17 protein-coding genes are annotated in these 13,201 nt (G+C 75.6%); 7 read left to right on the forward strand and 10 right to left on the reverse strand.

Annotated elements, in window-relative coordinates:
* The first annotated feature begins 148 nt into the window (after positions 1 to 148).
* Both zwf and ACWIZO_RS21180 read left to right on the forward strand, forming a co-directional pair.
* Complete coding sequence (gene zwf / locus ACWIZO_RS21175; RefSeq protein ID WP_448639595.1) at positions 149 to 1,639, forward strand: glucose-6-phosphate dehydrogenase; 1,491 nt, start codon at positions 149 to 151, stop codon at positions 1,637 to 1,639.
* Between the two features lie 85 nt (positions 1,640 to 1,724).
* The gene (locus ACWIZO_RS21180) at positions 1,725 to 1,934 is read left to right on the forward strand and encodes a dodecin (RefSeq protein WP_448639596.1); all 210 of its coding nucleotides are present in this window, start codon (positions 1,725 to 1,727) and stop codon (positions 1,932 to 1,934) included.
* On the opposite strand, the gene ACWIZO_RS21185 is transcribed toward ACWIZO_RS21180, so the two are convergent.
* Together ACWIZO_RS21185 and ACWIZO_RS21190 are read right to left on the reverse strand one after the other, a co-directional pair.
* Entirely contained in the window at positions 1,900 to 2,976 is a 1,077-nt protein-coding gene (locus ACWIZO_RS21185; protein ID WP_448639597.1) for a lysophospholipid acyltransferase family protein, read from the reverse strand. The two genes, ACWIZO_RS21180 and ACWIZO_RS21185, sit on opposite strands and share 35 nt — an antisense overlap.
* A 1-nt stretch (position 2,977) precedes the next feature.
* Positions 2,978 to 3,844, reverse strand: coding sequence for a patatin-like phospholipase family protein (locus ACWIZO_RS21190; RefSeq protein WP_448639598.1), 867 nt, complete (start codon positions 3,842 to 3,844; stop codon positions 2,978 to 2,980).
* 92 nt (positions 3,845 to 3,936) lie between these two features.
* Between ACWIZO_RS21190 and ACWIZO_RS21195 the strand changes: the two genes are divergently transcribed.
* Positions 3,937 to 4,506: an N-acetyltransferase family protein gene (locus ACWIZO_RS21195; RefSeq protein WP_448639599.1), complete on the forward strand. Its 570-nt coding sequence runs from the start codon at positions 3,937 to 3,939 to the stop codon at positions 4,504 to 4,506.
* 16 nt (positions 4,507 to 4,522) lie between these two features.
* Here ACWIZO_RS21195 and ACWIZO_RS21200 read toward each other — a convergent pair whose 3' ends face one another.
* Both ACWIZO_RS21200 and ACWIZO_RS21205 read right to left on the reverse strand, forming a co-directional pair.
* A complete protein-coding gene (locus ACWIZO_RS21200; RefSeq protein WP_448639600.1) occupies positions 4,523 to 5,425 on the reverse strand; it encodes an MOSC domain-containing protein in 903 nt (300 codons plus the stop codon).
* A gap of 24 nt (positions 5,426 to 5,449) precedes the next feature.
* Positions 5,450 to 6,091, reverse strand: a complete 642-nt coding sequence (locus ACWIZO_RS21205; RefSeq protein WP_448639601.1) for a LysE/ArgO family amino acid transporter — start codon at positions 6,089 to 6,091, stop codon at positions 5,450 to 5,452.
* Positions 6,092 to 6,163: 72 nt separating this feature from the next.
* Between ACWIZO_RS21205 and ACWIZO_RS21210 the strand changes: the two genes are divergently transcribed.
* Positions 6,164 to 7,129 (forward strand): LysR family transcriptional regulator ArgP, encoded by a 966-nt coding sequence (locus ACWIZO_RS21210; RefSeq protein WP_448639602.1) that lies wholly within the window; start codon positions 6,164 to 6,166, stop codon positions 7,127 to 7,129.
* Here ACWIZO_RS21210 and ACWIZO_RS21215 read toward each other — a convergent pair.
* Positions 7,105 to 7,596, reverse strand: a complete 492-nt coding sequence (locus ACWIZO_RS21215) for a DUF5313 family protein (RefSeq protein ID WP_448639603.1) — start codon at positions 7,594 to 7,596, stop codon at positions 7,105 to 7,107. The genes ACWIZO_RS21210 and ACWIZO_RS21215 overlap by 25 nt on opposite strands.
* Positions 7,597 to 7,685: 89 nt before the next feature.
* Positions 7,686 to 8,201 (reverse strand): MarR family winged helix-turn-helix transcriptional regulator, encoded by a 516-nt coding sequence (locus ACWIZO_RS21220; protein WP_448639604.1) that lies wholly within the window; start codon positions 8,199 to 8,201, stop codon positions 7,686 to 7,688.
* A 165-nt stretch (positions 8,202 to 8,366) separates the two neighbouring features.
* Between ACWIZO_RS21220 and ACWIZO_RS21225 the strand changes: the two genes are divergently transcribed.
* Complete coding sequence (locus ACWIZO_RS21225) at positions 8,367 to 9,107, forward strand: ComF family protein (protein WP_448639605.1); 741 nt, start codon at positions 8,367 to 8,369, stop codon at positions 9,105 to 9,107.
* Here ACWIZO_RS21225 and ACWIZO_RS21230 read toward each other — a convergent pair.
* Positions 9,085 to 9,408: a hypothetical protein gene (locus ACWIZO_RS21230; RefSeq protein WP_448639606.1), complete on the reverse strand. Its 324-nt coding sequence runs from the start codon at positions 9,406 to 9,408 to the stop codon at positions 9,085 to 9,087. The two genes, ACWIZO_RS21225 and ACWIZO_RS21230, sit on opposite strands and share 23 nt — an antisense overlap.
* Before the next feature lie 215 nt (positions 9,409 to 9,623).
* Here ACWIZO_RS21230 and ACWIZO_RS21235 point away from each other — a divergent pair, with 215 nt between their 5' ends.
* Positions 9,624 to 10,085 carry an ester cyclase gene (locus ACWIZO_RS21235; protein WP_448639607.1) on the forward strand — a complete coding sequence of 154 codons (462 nt, stop codon included), beginning with the start codon at positions 9,624 to 9,626 and terminating at the stop codon, positions 10,083 to 10,085.
* Positions 10,086 to 10,133: 48 nt separating this feature from the next.
* Here ACWIZO_RS21235 and ACWIZO_RS21240 read toward each other — a convergent pair whose 3' ends face one another.
* Positions 10,134 to 10,994, reverse strand: a complete 861-nt coding sequence (locus ACWIZO_RS21240) for an amidohydrolase family protein (RefSeq protein WP_448639608.1) — start codon at positions 10,992 to 10,994, stop codon at positions 10,134 to 10,136.
* 176 nt (positions 10,995 to 11,170) lie between these two features.
* On the opposite strand from ACWIZO_RS21240, the gene ACWIZO_RS21245 reads away from it, so the two are divergent.
* Positions 11,171 to 11,722 (forward strand): DUF6158 family protein, encoded by a 552-nt coding sequence (locus ACWIZO_RS21245; RefSeq protein WP_448639609.1) that lies wholly within the window; start codon positions 11,171 to 11,173, stop codon positions 11,720 to 11,722.
* Here the strand turns inward: ACWIZO_RS21245 and ACWIZO_RS21250 are convergent.
* Positions 11,673 to 12,017, reverse strand: a complete 345-nt coding sequence (locus tag ACWIZO_RS21250; protein ID WP_448639610.1) for an IS630 transposase-related protein — start codon at positions 12,015 to 12,017, stop codon at positions 11,673 to 11,675. The two genes, ACWIZO_RS21245 and ACWIZO_RS21250, sit on opposite strands and share 50 nt — an antisense overlap.
* Positions 12,018 to 12,107: 90 nt before the next feature.
* Positions 12,108 to 12,953, reverse strand: coding sequence for a PaaX family transcriptional regulator (locus ACWIZO_RS21255; RefSeq protein WP_448639611.1), 846 nt, complete (start codon positions 12,951 to 12,953; stop codon positions 12,108 to 12,110).
* Positions 12,954 to 13,201: the final 248 nt, after the last annotated feature.

Here is a 13,201-nt window from a genome sequence, read left to right on the forward strand (position 1 = left end):
GCACATGGCCCCGTGAGCCCGGTCGCGGCTGGGTCGGGCGACACCGTCGGGTGCCGCAGGTCTCGCGCCCGCCGGGGACTGCGGCCAGACTGGACACCCGCCGGAGCCGACCATCCCCGAGGGCACGGCGGCAGGGGGCTGCGACGCGATGACGACCGATCAGGACCGCCGCTCGCCGGCATGCTGCCTGGTGATCTTCGGCGCCTCGGGCGACCTGACCGCGCGCAAGCTGCTGCCCTCGCTGGAGCGGCTGGCCGCCTACGGAGCGCTGCCCCGCGAGTTCGCGCTGGTCGGGGTGGCGCGCACCCCGATGACCGACGACGAGTTCGCCGCGCTGTGCCGGGACCGCGTCGCCGGTGAGGGCAACCCGCGGTGGCGGGAGCTGACGGACACGGTCCGCTACGTCCACGGCGGCTACGACGACCCGGCCACCTACGCGCGACTGGCCGAGGTGCTCGCCGAGTGCGACCGCGACCACGGGACGGCGGGCAACCGCGTCTACTACTTCTCGGTGCCGCCGCGGCTGTTCAGCCCGGTCGCGCTGTCGCTGGGCAAGGCCGGCATGGGCCGGGCCGACGGCGACGGCTTCGTCCGGGCGGTCATCGAGAAGCCCTTCGGCTGGGACGAGGACAGCGCCCGCGACCTCTACGCCGACCTGTCCTCGGCGTTCGGTGAGGACCAGATCTTCCGGATCGACCACTACCTGGCCAAGGAGACGGTGCAGAACCTGCTGGCGCTGCGGTTCGCCAACTCGATCTTCGAGCCGATCTGGAACCGGACCTGGGTCGACAACGTGCAGATCACCGTCGCCGAGACGCTGGGGGTCGGCGAGCGCGGCGGCTTCTACGAGACGACCGGCGCCATGCGCGACATCGTGCAGAACCACGTGCTGCAGGTCCTGTCGCTGTTCCTCATGGAGCCGCCGACGTCCTTCCACCCGGAGGCGATCCGCGACGAGAAGGTCAAGCTGCTGCGCGCCATCCGCCCGCTCGACGAGGAGGCCGACATCGCCGCCAACGCCGTCCGCGGCCAGTACACGCGCGGCGGCACCCGCGAGGACCTGATGCCCGGCTACCGGGAGGAGCCCGGCGTCGACCCGCTCAGCTCCACCGAGACCTTCGTCGCCCTGCGCCTGGACATCCACAACTGGCGCTGGAACGGCGTCCCGGTCTACGTGCGCACCGGCAAACGGCTGCCCGCCCGCGTCACCGAGGTGGCCATGGAGTTCCACCGGCCGCCGCAGCTGCCGCTGTTCCCCGGCACCGCCTCCAACCTCGGGCCCGACGCGCTCATCGTGCGGGTGCAGCCCGACGAGGGGCTGAGCCTGCAGTTCGGCGCCAAGGTCCCCGGGCACGCCTTCCGGGTGCAGAAGGCGTCGATGGACTTCTCCTACGAGAGCTTCGAGCAGGAGTCCATCGACGCCTACGAGCGGGTCATCCTCGACGCGCTCATCGGCGACCCCACGCTGTTCATCCGGGCCGACGAGGTCGGCCGGTCGTGGCGGATCGTCGACCCGGTGCTGCGGTACTGGAGCCAGGACGACCGGCCGATCCCGCTGTACCAGGCGGCCACCTGGGGCCCGGCGGAGGCCACCGCCCTCGTCGCCCGCGACGGCCGCGGCTGGCGGCGGCTGGACTAGCCGCGGCTGAACCGACGCGGCCCGGCCGACGGCGCCGGACCGTCCCCCGCCCGGGGCTCCCGGGCCCGACCCGGAGGAGTCCCCGGTGAGCGACCATGTGTACCGGCTTAGCGAGATCGTCGGGAGCAGCACGTCCGGCGTCGACGACGCCGTCCGCACCGCGATCCGCCGCGCCTCGCAGAGCGTGCGGAACATCGAGTGGTTCGAGGTGCAGGAGATCCGCGGCGCCGTGAACGACGGCGAGGTGGCGCACGTCCAGGTCACCCTGAAGATCGGCTTCCGCGTCGAGGAGTGACCACCGCGGCGCGGGGGTCCCCGGCAGCGGACGTGGTGGCGATCCAGGTGTCAATCGTCTCCCACCACCGGTAGAGCCAGTCGGTCAGCTCCTCCTCGTCGCGCGGGACCTCCGCAGCCGGGACGAACCACCAGCGCAGGTGCAGCGTCTTGTCCATCGGCAGGCCCCGCCAGACGTCGCGCACCGTGCTGAGGTGCTCCAGGCCGGTGTGCGCGACGAGGACGACGTCGGCGTGCGGGGCCGCGCGCAGCGCCGCGGCGACCCCGCCCGGGCGCGGGGGCAGCAGGTGCCGCATCGCCTCGGCCCGCCGCACCGCCGACAGCAGGCCGCGCTCGCGCAGCCGCTGCAGGGCCCGGACCTTGCGCCGCGGGGTGAAGTTCGCGCCCTCCGGGAAGATGAGCAGCGCGTCCTCCTCGCCCAGGTCGCGGGCCAGGTCGGCGATCGCCTGCTCCGAGCCGTGCCCGGCGGCCGGGTCCGAGGCGACGAAGTGGTTGGGCAGCCGGTTGAGGTAGACGTCGATGAGCGGGTCGAGCTGCAGCACGTCCTTGAGCACGACGCGCGGCTGGCGCAGGTGGTCGCGGTTCATCAGCGTGTGCACGAGCAGGAACGAGTCGCCCGGGCCGGCGTGCCGGGAGAGCACGACCATGGCGTTGGTCGAGCCGGGCACCCCGTCGTCCAGCGGCGACCACGACTCGCCGTCGGTGACCAGCCGCAGCGCGAAGAGCCGCTGTGCCGCCCGCATCAGGGTGTCGAGCAGCAGGCGCAGCACGGTGTAGTGCGCCGCCCGGGACGCCGGCGACCGCAGCCGGCGCCCGAAGCCGCTGAGCACCCACAGCACCGCCGCGGCCGCGAGCCCGGCGACCTCCAGCGCGAGGTAGACCAGGGCGAAGCACAGCAGGCGCAGCGCCCGCAGCCGCCCGGGCAGGAACACCGAGGCGAGCACCGACACGACCGCGAGGGCGGGCAGCAGGACGACCGCGGCCACGAGCGCGGCGATCAGGAGCGGGCCGGTGAGCCGGCGCACGCGGCGGGGTGGCAGCACGTCAGGCTCCTCCGTCCCGGCCGGCGGCGATCCGGTCCAGGTGCTCGCGGGCCGCGGCGTGGGCCCGCTCGATCCGGGCGGGCACGCCGGAGAAGTCGCGGTAGCGCAGCGCGCCGGACGCCGGCGCCGGGTCGCCCGCGGGGAGGACGTGCACCGTGACGCCCGGCGGGAGCGCGGCCAGGTCGGCGGCGAAGCGGTGCCGGCGGGCGATCTCGAAGGCGACCGTGGCGACCTCCCAGGGCCGGGTCGGCGGGCGCAGCGGGCGGTCGATGCGCCCGACGTGCAGCACGTAGACGGTGTCGGCACCGAGGGCCACCGCCCGGCCGACCGGGATGCTGTGCACCAGCCCGCCGTCGAGGTGGTGCTCGCCGTCGATCTCCACCGGGGGCAGCAGCCCGGGGACGGCGCAGGAGGCGAGCACGGCGTCGACCAGGGGGCCGTCGGTGAACCACCGCTCGGCCGCCCGCTCGATGCTGGCCGCGACGCACTGGAACGGAACGGCCAGCTCGGCGAAGGTCTGCACCGGCAGGTGCTCGGTGAGCAGGTCGCGCAGCGGCTCCCGCGGGTGCAGGTGCGTGCGGGTGCGCACCAGCGTGCGCGCGCGGCCCAGCAGGGACCCGGCGAAGACCCCCCGGGAGGCCAGCTCCTCCCAGACCCCGCGCAGCCGGTCGACCGCGCCCGGGGCCGGGTCGGCGGCGACGACCGCGCCGTTGATCGCGCCCACCGAGGTGCCCACGACCAGGTCGGGGCGGATGCCGTGCTCGAGGAGCGCCTGCAGCATCCCGACCTCGGCCGCGCCGAGCACTCCCCCGCCGCCGAGGACGAACGCCGTCCCGCCCGGGCTGGCCGGCACGGGGAGCGGGGCCATGCCGGCATCGTGCCACCCGCCGCGCGGGGACGACCCGCGTGCTCCCGGGCACACCCTGGACGCAACCACCCCCGCTGGGCGTTGGACCGGGCATGAGCAGCCACCGGACCGCCCAGCGGGCCCCCAGCGCGACCGGGCCGCTGACCGAGGTCGACCTCGCCAACGGGACGCCGGCACTGGTCTGGCCGCTGCTGGACACCGACGGGGAGGCGCTGCAGCGGGGCTACGCCGAGCTGTCGTCGGCCTCGCGGCGGTCGCGGTTCCTCACCGAGCCGCCGGAGCTGTCCGACTCACTGCTGCGGCTACTGGTCGACGAGGTCGACGGCGTCGACCACGTCGCCGTCGTCCTCACCGCCTACCCCGCCGGTGGCGGCGCCCGCCCGGTCGGTGTGGCACGCCTGGTGCGCCACACCGGCGAACCCGAGGTGGCCGACGTCGCGGTCACCGTGCTCGACGCCTGGCAGGGCTGTGGGGTCGGCCGGGCGCTGCTGGCGGCCGTGCTCGACCGCCGGCCCCCCGGCGTCGTCCGGTTGCGGACGACGGTCGCCGCCGAGAACCGGGCCTCGCTGCGGATGCTGGGGCGGGTGGGCCAGATGACGACCCGCCACGAGGGAGCGGGCCAGCTCACCGTCGCGGTGACCGACCTGCCCCCTGCCGCCTGAGGCCCGGGACGCGCCCTCAGAGGGAGACGACCGGCGCTCCCCGGCGGATCTCCCCGTCGGTGAGGACGTCGGCCCGCAGGCCGCCGCGGTGGATGAGCGGCCGCAGGACCCCCGGCCCGCTGAGCCGGTCGAGGTGGACGCAGGGCTCGCACAGCCGGCGCCCCTCGCACAGCACGTCCCCGATCCGGAACCGTCGTCCGACCAGGGCGTTGACGTCGATGCCGCGGGTGAGGACGTTGCGCCGGGTGCCGGCGAAGTCCAGGTCGTGCCCGGTGGCGGCGAGCTCGTCGAGGACCTCGGCGGCCATCAGGGTCAGGTCGTAGCCGGGGCGCCGTCCGGCGCGGGGGGTGAAGGTGCCGGCGCCCGCAGCGTAGCGGTCGCCGTCGAGCCCGTGGCCGGCGCGGGCCCGCGCGACCTCGAGCAGCCGCATCGGCGCCTCCGCGGCCGGCGCGACGGCGAGCCCCTCGACGGTGCCGCGCAGCTCGGGCCCGGCCGGCTGCCGCTGCAGCACGGGGTCGAGGGAGGCGACGGCGTGGGCCTCGCGGATGCGCAGGTCCGCGGTGGCCCGGCCCAGCAGGGCGGGCGCCTGGGGGCTGAGGACGACGCCCGGCGGCGTGCCGAACGCCAGCACGGCCGCCGTCCCGGCCGGCTCCTCCACGACGGCGATCCACCACCCGGGCCACTGGAAGCGCACGGGGTCGGCGATGGGCACCAGCCCCGACCCGCGCTCGGCCAGCCAGGTCCGCCAGGCGCCCAGCGCCTGCGTCAGGTCCTCGCCGGACCCGGGCACCTCGGGCCCTGACACCTCGGGCAGCGGCAGGTCGGCCACCGGCACCTCGGTCACCGACGCCAGGCAGGCGGCGAACCCCCGGGCGAGGGCACCGGCGGGGGGTCCGGGTGGGAGCTCGACGTCGATCACAGGTCCTCCTCGGGTCCGGGTGGGTCAGGCGCCGCCGACGCCGCGGACGCCGCGGAGGGCGAGCGAGACGGCGAGCGCGGTCATGACGACGGCGATGACGCCGTCGAGGGCACGCCAGGCCGCCGGGCGGGCGAACACCGGCCGCAGCAGCCGGGCGCCGTAGCCGAGGCCGGTGAACCAGACGACGCTGCCGAGACCGGCACCGGCGGCGAACTGCCACCGGTGCTCGCCGTAGGTCGAGGCCATCGAGCCGAGCAGCACCACCGTGTCTAGGTACACGTGCGGGTTGAGCCAGGTCAGGGCCAGGCAGGTCCCGACGGTCACCGCGAGCCCGGTGCGGGCGCCGGCGGCGTCGGGCAGCAGCGCGCCGGGGCGCAGGGCGCGGCGCGCGGCCAGCACGCCGTAGCCCAGCAGGAACGCCGCGCCGGCGAAGCACACCACCGGGACGAGCCACGGCACGCGGGACAGCGCCGCGCCGGCGCCCAGCACCCCGGCGAGGATGAGCGCGAGGTCGGAGAGGGCGCACACCGCCACCACCGCGGGCACGTGCTCGAGACGGAGCCCCTGCCGCAGGACGAAGGCGTTCTGGGCGCCGATGGCCACGATCAGGCCCAGGCCCAAGGCGAGCCCGGAGGCGGCGGCGAGCAGCGCCGGGGTGGTCAGCACGGCATCGACGCTAGGAACGGATCACTCCCCGGTCCAGCTCAACATCCTGACGCATCGTTAGCGTAGCTGTTCATGGAGCTGGACCTGGCCCCCCTGCGGGCGCTGGACGCCACCGTCCGCGGGGGCACGCTGGAGGCCGCCGCCCGGGCGCTGCACGTCACCCCGTCGGCGATCAGCCAGCGGTTGCGCGCGCTGGAGGTCGCGACCGGCCGGATCCTGCTGGTGCGGACCAAGCCGGTGCAGGTCACCGAGTCCGGGCAGGCGGTGCTGCGCCTGGCCCGGCAGGTCGACCTGCTCACCGCCGACGTCGCCCGCGAGCTCGGCGGCGACCCCTCGCCCGAGCACCTGCCCACCCTGCCGATCGCGGTGAACGCCGACTCGATGACCACCTGGGTGCTGCCCGCGCTGGCACCCCTGGCCGGCGACGTCTGCTTCGACCTGCACCGCGAGGACCAGGAGCACACCAGCGCCCTGCTGCGCGCCGGCACGGTGATGGCGGCGGTGACCGCGGACGCCGAGCCGGTGCCCGGCTGCACCTCCACCCGCCTGGGCGGGATGCGCTACCGGCCCATGGCCACGCCGGGGTTCGCGCGGCGCTGGTTCCCCGCCGGCCCCACCGCCGCCGCGCTCGCGCGGGCCCCGGTCGTCGTCTTCGACCGCAAGGACGACCTGCAGCACCGCTACCTGCACGCCCGGGCCGGGTCCGACGTCGCCCCGCCGGTGCACTACGTCCCCGCCGCGGCGGACTACGTCACCGCCGTCGCCCTCGGCCTGGGCTGGGGCATGGTCCCCGGCCTGCAGGCGCGGGGGCTGGCGGTCGAGCTCGCCGACCTCGACCCGGCCGGCGCGGTCGACGTCACGCTGCACTGGCAGCAGTGGCGGCTGCGCTCGGCCACCCTCGACCGCGTCCGCGAGGCCGTGCTGGCCGCAGCGGCCCGCGAGCTGGACCAGCCCGCCCCCGGCCGAGGCCCCGCCGGCTCCGGCGCGGCGACGGCGCGGGACCGGGCGGGGGGTCAGCGACCGGTGCGGCCGCGGTAACGGGCGGCGCGCCGGGCCGCCGCGGCCCGCCGGCGCTCGCTGTCGCGCTGGTCGCGCGCCAGGGCGGCGCGCTCCCGCTGCGCGGTCGCGGTGCCCGCCGGGTAGCCGGCCTTCACCACCCGGTTCTCCGTGCTCTCGGGCATGTAGGCCATCGAGTAGAACAGGCCGAGGATGAGGCCGGCACCGGCGCAGGCGGCGCGCAGCCCCCACGGTGCCGGCAGGAACACCATGATCAGCACGACCGGCACGGCGAGCTGGACCAGCATGCGCAGGACGTGGCGCAGCCACCACGTCCGCACCGTGGTGTCGTGCAGCACCCAGCCGCGGTGCCGCTCGGGCAGCCGCCCGCCGAACGCGTACCAGACCCACCGGTGCGGAGCCGGCCGGACGACGGACCCGGCCGGCGGGCCGGCCTGCGGGGCGGTGATGCTCATGGCGCGTGGCTGCTCCTGCTCGACGACGGTCACGTGCCCATGGTGCCCGCAGAACATTGGTGGGCCAACCGTTGGGGTACAAAGTGTCAGCCATCCCACACGGTCCCGGGCCCTGGCCTGGCTCAGGCGACCGTCGCCTCCGCAGCGGCACGGTCCGCGGGGTCGGTGCCGGCGAGCGCCTGCTGGGAGGCGGCGATCACCCGGGTCAGGGCGCCGTGCAGGCCCACCAACTCCTCGAGGGACATGCCGAGCCGCTCGACGATGCCGGCCGGGATCCGCTCCGCCTGCTCACGCAGCGCCCTGCCCTGGTCGGTCAGCGCCAGCGCCAGGTTGCGCTGGTCCCTCGGGTCGCGCTCGCGGCGCAGCAGGCCGGCCGCCTCGAGCCGCTTGAGCAGCGGGGAGAGCGTGCCGGGGTCGAGCTGCAGCAGGCCCGACAACTCCTTGACCGACAGCGTCCCGTGCTGCCACAGCGCCAGCATCACCAGGTACTGCGGGTGGGTCAGGCCGAGCGGCTCGAGGACGGGACGGTAGACGGCGACCACGTTGCGGGCGGCCACCGACAGGGCGAAGCACACCTGCCGGTCCAGGGCGAGCACGTCCTCGGGCCCGGGCGGCTGCGGGGTCTGGCTGGTCGTCACGCCTCCACGGTAGAGGGGTGGCGCACCAACGGTTGGCCTCCCAACGACGGCTCCCCCGCGCCGGCGTCCCGGCTCCGGCACCGCGAGGTCTCGCCGGCCCCGCCTCCCGTGCCCTACGGTCGCGCCTTCCGAGGTCTCCACCACCGGGTTCGTCGAGGACGTGGGATGCCAGCTGAGCTGCACGCGCTGCGACCGTCGCCGGCCGGCTTCCCCGCCTGCCCCGGCTGCGTCTACTGGACGACGGGGAGCCCGGCCGTCTGCTACCCGTGCGCCACCGCCCCGAGCCCCCTGACGTCCGGCCCGGCGTGCGCTCTCTGCGGGCAGGCGCTCGATGGCGACGGCCGCTGCCCGAACACCGTGTGCACCCTCACGGACCCGCACTTCTCCCGCATCTACACCGTGACCAGCCGCTCGGACGAGATGTGGGAGGCAATCTGGAGCTACAAGTACGGCGAGGAGCGCGCCTGGGCCGAGGTGCTCGCCCGCATCCTCGTCGGCTTCCTGGAGGACCACCGCGACGACCTGGCGCGCTTCGACCTGATCACCACCGGGGCCATCTACGTCGGACCCCGCGCCCAGCGGCTGTGGGACTACCTGCGCCTCGTCGTGGACGCGGCCGCGCGGGTCGGCCCCGACTGGCCGTTCGCGCCCGGGCTGATCGCCAAGTCGGTGCCGACGGGCCGGTTCCTCGGCATCGACGCCGGAGCCCGCCAGCGGATCGCGGAGGGTGAGCTGCGCGCCGCGCTGTCGGTCCCCGAGCCCGACCGTGTGGCGGGACGACGGGTCCTGGTCTTCGACGACGTGTACTCCGAGGGCTTCTCCCTGCGGGAGATGGCCCGGGTGCTCCTCGCCGCCGGCGCCGTCGAGGTCGCCGGCCTCGTGCTCACCCGCCGCAAGGGCGGCTGAGCGGACGATGGCGCCACGCCGCCAGCGCCAGCGCCGACGCCGCGGCCAGGACCACCCCCGCGACCGGAGCGCCGAGGAGGACCAGGGCGATGGCGATCCAGAAACCGCCGACCAGCGGCAGCGGAGCGTCGTCCAGGTCCCGCGGCGCCGGCTCCGGTGGCGCCGGTCCCGGCAGCCCATCCGCCGCCCGCCCCGCCGGCGCGGGTTCCTCGGCGTCCTCCGCCCAGGACCGCACGACGTCGTCCCACACCCGCTGCTCCTGATCGCCGAGCACGGTCACCTCCTCGTCGGCCCCGACCATCCCCGGTACCGGGACCTCGGACCACGGCCGCGACCGGTCGGCTGCGGCACGCCGCCCCTGCCGGTCGCCGGCAACCACCGCGACCCGTTCCCGGGCCCGCTCCCCGACCGCGACCGGGGCCGGGGCCGGGGCCGGGGCCGGACGACCCTGTCGCCCCGCACGGGCGCGAGGAGCATCGGGAACGCCCGGGGAGGACCAGCGGGAGGAGACGTGCCATGACGCAGGCCACGGGTTCGACGGTCTCGAGGGAGCGGGCGCGCGAGGCGATGACCCGCTTCATGGCCGCCTGGGAGCAGGGCGACGTGTCGGCCGTGGACGAGGTCTTCGCCGAGGACGTCGTCTACCACGGTCCGCCGTTCCCCGACATGGGCCGCGCCGAGCTGGGCGAGTTCATCACCGGGTTCCGCACCGGCTTCTCGGAGATCCACGTCCAGGTGCACGAGCACGTCGCCGACGGGACCACCTCGGTGCACCGCTGGACGGCCGAGGCCGTGTTCTCGGGGACGACGTCGCTGCTGCCGGGGGTGGAACCGACCGGGAACCGCACGACCGCCGAGGGCGCCCACGTCCTGCACTGGTCCGGTGACCGGGTGTCGGAGGCCTGGCACCTCGGCGACTGGCTCGGCTGGCTGATGGGGGCCGGTGTCCTGCCGCCGATGCCGGCGACGGGCGCCTGAGACCACCGCCCCGGTCCACGACCGACGCCGTCGGCGAGCCTGGTCCCCTCAGGCCGGGTCGAGCCCGGAGTAGACCCGCAGGGCGTTGCCGCCGAGGACGAGCGGGACGACGTCGTCCGGGAGGCCCAGCGAGGCGACGGCGCGGGCGTTGACCGCCTGCCCGGGGACGCCGGGCCAGTCGGTGCCGTAGATGAACTTGCGCGCGAGCCGGCCCAGGTCGAAGCGGGCGTAGTACTCCGGCAGCCGCTGGGGAGGCAGACCCGAGAGCTCGATCCAGACGGTGGGCCGCGACACCGCGAGGAACGCCGCCGCGTCGTACCACCACCCGCGCCCGCCGTGCGCGAGCACAACCTGCAGCTCGGGGAAGTCGCGCAGGACGGCGTCGAGCAGCTGCGGGTCGGCGTAGGCGTTGGTGGACCCCGGGAAGCTGCTCGTGCCGCAGTGCACGACCAGCGGCACCCCGCGCTCGACGAGGACCGCGTAGGCCGGGTACATCGCCGCGTCGTCGGCACGGAAACCGCCGTGCACCGGGTGGATCTTCAGCGCCGCCGCGCCGAGGTCGAGCTGGCGCTCGAGCTCCCGGGCGATCGGGAAGTGCAGGTGCGGGTTGACGTTGGCCACCGGGCGGAACCGCCGGGGGTTGGCCTCGACCAGGGGCAGCAGGTCGTCGAAGAGCTGGTAGCCGGTGGCCTTGGGGCTGTACTCGCAGAACAGCAGCGCGACGTCGACGCCCTCCTCGGCGAAGAGCCGGTCGAGCGCGGCGGGGTCCGGCGTCCCGTCGGCGCGCCAGACCTCCTCGAGGACGCCCGGCCGGCCGAACCGCCGCGCCCAGTCGACCCACGCGGGAGCGAGCGAGGACAGCCGCGGCACGTGCACGTGGGCGTCGACCAGGACGTGCCCGTCGAGCATCGTGTCCCCTCCCGTCGTCCGGCCGCGCCATCCTAACGTCCTACACGCAGCGCTCCCCTCGTCCGGTGCGGTGTAGACGGTCGGCGGAGCGTCCGGGCCGGGCCGCTGACAGCGCCGCGCGCGGCGGGCACCATGCGACCGAGGCCACAGCGCAGGCGGCACGCGGAGGAGCAGCCATGACCGAACGACCCGGGGTCCCGGCCCGCGACCTGTCCGACGAGGAGCTGGAGCGCCAGGGCGTGCACGCCCACGCCATGCGGCACTGGGTGTTCCTGCACGGCACCGCCGACCAGTTCCGCACCCACACCGAGCGGATGCTCGAGCTCGAGCAGGAGTACCTGCGCCGGCACCCGCAGCGCACGTGGCAGGGCTCGGGCGGCGGTGCCGTGACGCCGTCCCGCGACGACCGCATCCGCGACCTGGTGCAGACCTTCTCCCGCGCCGTCACCGCCCTGCTCGACGAGGAGCCCGCACCGGCCACCTCCGAGGGCCGCGACCGTGACCCCGAGGAGGCGCAGACCGCACTGCTGCGCCGCTTTGCCGAGGCACCCGGGGGCCGGATGCACAAGCTGGAGGCCCACCAGATCGCCCGCCAGCTCGCCCCGGACAACCACCTCGTGGCCCGGCTCTACCGCCAGGACCCGCCGCTGCTGGCGGCCGAGCGGGACATGCGGGTGCTCACCGAGGCCGGCCGCCAGTGGCTGGCGTCGCACGCCGCGACCGCCTGACAGCGGTTTTCAGGCGGCTTGGGGGGGTGAGGTAGCCGGCGTGCTCGGTCAAGGTGGCATCCGCGGCCACCTGCAGCCGGGCCGGCAGCCAGGCCTGCAGCCGCTGGGTCTTCTCCGGTCTGGGTCCGTGCCGGTATGCGGTCGGCGCCAGGCTGCCGGTGTTTCGCCGGCGGGTCAGGTAACGGCCGACGGTGTTCACCGACACCCCGAAGGTCACTGCCGCCTGCTCCTGGGTCATCCCGCGATCGACTGCGGCGACGACCCGCTCACGCAGATCCATCGAGTACGCCCGCATGCCTTCAGCGGTACCCATCAAGCAATCAGCACACCGCTGTGAGTCCATCCGGCCGCGACGCGGGCACCCCCCGCGGGGGGCGCCTCGGTCTCAGCGGTCGCGGCTGAGCTCGGCCCACGCGGCCGTGGCGCGGGGCGCCCAGGCGGCGTGCCGCTCCCGGAAGACCTCGGCGGCCCGGTTGCCGCTCCACCGCGGCGGCAGCAGCTCGGTGGGCAGCGCGGGGTCGAGCAGCGGGAAGCGGCGCCACTCCTGGACCAGCCGGACCTGCGCCACCAGCGCCTGCCGGTCGGTGCGGGGACGGCGCCGGGCGACCAGGTCGAGGAAGTCCTCGTAGCGGCCCTCGATCTCGTCGAGGTCCCAGGCGCTGCGCACCAGCGACCGCTCGTCGCCCACGGCGCCGGCCTGCGCCACGAACGACCAGCTGCCGGCGAGCAGGCCGCAGTCGGACAGCACGCGCAGCGCCTCGGGCTCGCGGTCGATCCGGGGGGTGACCCAGGTCGTCGCGTTGACCGAGCCGAAGCCGGCCCAGCCCAGCTGCGTGCGCAGCCGCTGGCGCAGCGGCCGGGCGTTGTCCGGGACGCCGACGGTGAGCAGCAGCCACCGCCGGTCCCACTCCCGCTGCTCGGCGGCGAAGCCGTAGATCCGGTCGGTGCCCTCCCGCAGCAGCCGGGTGCCGGCCTCGGTCAGCGCCCACCGGGTCTCGCGCCCGACCCGGCTGCCGGCGATCCACCCGCTGTCGGCGGTGCGCATGATGGCCTGACGAGCCGCCTTCTCGGCGACGTCGAGGTCGGCCAGCAGGTCGATCAGCGTCGCCGTCCAGACCGGCCGGCCACTGGGGAGCACGAACTCGCCGAGGACCGTGAGCAGGAGGCTGCGGGCACTGGCGACACCCAGCTCCTGACGACGGGTCACGAACGGCCCGTCCACGACCTCCACGCCTCCATGGTGTCACCCGGGCGCAGGGCGACGGGACGGCCACCCGGACGCCGGCCTCCCCGTCGGCGCGGGCGGTGTCGAGTTGACAGACCGCGGAGTGGCGCTACAGCATCCCGGCGTCGGACGACGCGCGGTGTAGTGCGTCCGGACTCGACGGAGCGGTCCATGACGAGGCGGGGCACCGTGCCACGGGAGGTCGACCTCGACCCGCCCGACGGTGGGGTGCGCGAGCCGCCGCACCGGCTCGG

The sequence above is a fragment of the Geodermatophilus sp. URMC 63 genome (genome assembly GCF_053502565.1).

Coding starts and splice junctions, on each gene's coding strand:
- zwf (WP_448639595.1), top strand. CDS start 149: ATGACGACCGATCAGGACCGCCGCTCGCCGGCATGCTGCCTGGTGATC.
- ACWIZO_RS21190 (WP_448639598.1), bottom strand. CDS start 3,844: ATGGCCCCGCTCCCCGTGCCGGCCAGCCCGGGCGGGACGGCGTTCGTC.
- ACWIZO_RS21195 (WP_448639599.1), top strand. CDS start 3,937: ATGAGCAGCCACCGGACCGCCCAGCGGGCCCCCAGCGCGACCGGGCCG.
- ACWIZO_RS21210 (WP_448639602.1), top strand. CDS start 6,164: ATGGAGCTGGACCTGGCCCCCCTGCGGGCGCTGGACGCCACCGTCCGC.
- ACWIZO_RS21225 (WP_448639605.1), top strand. CDS start 8,367: ATGCCAGCTGAGCTGCACGCGCTGCGACCGTCGCCGGCCGGCTTCCCC.
- ACWIZO_RS21230 (WP_448639606.1), bottom strand. CDS start 9,408: ATGGTCGGGGCCGACGAGGAGGTGACCGTGCTCGGCGATCAGGAGCAG.
- ACWIZO_RS21235 (WP_448639607.1), top strand. CDS start 9,624: ATGACGCAGGCCACGGGTTCGACGGTCTCGAGGGAGCGGGCGCGCGAG.
- ACWIZO_RS21240 (WP_448639608.1), bottom strand. CDS start 10,994: ATGCTCGACGGGCACGTCCTGGTCGACGCCCACGTGCACGTGCCGCGG.
- ACWIZO_RS21245 (WP_448639609.1), top strand. CDS start 11,171: ATGACCGAACGACCCGGGGTCCCGGCCCGCGACCTGTCCGACGAGGAG.
- ACWIZO_RS21250 (WP_448639610.1), bottom strand. CDS start 12,017: ATGCGGGCGTACTCGATGGATCTGCGTGAGCGGGTCGTCGCCGCAGTC.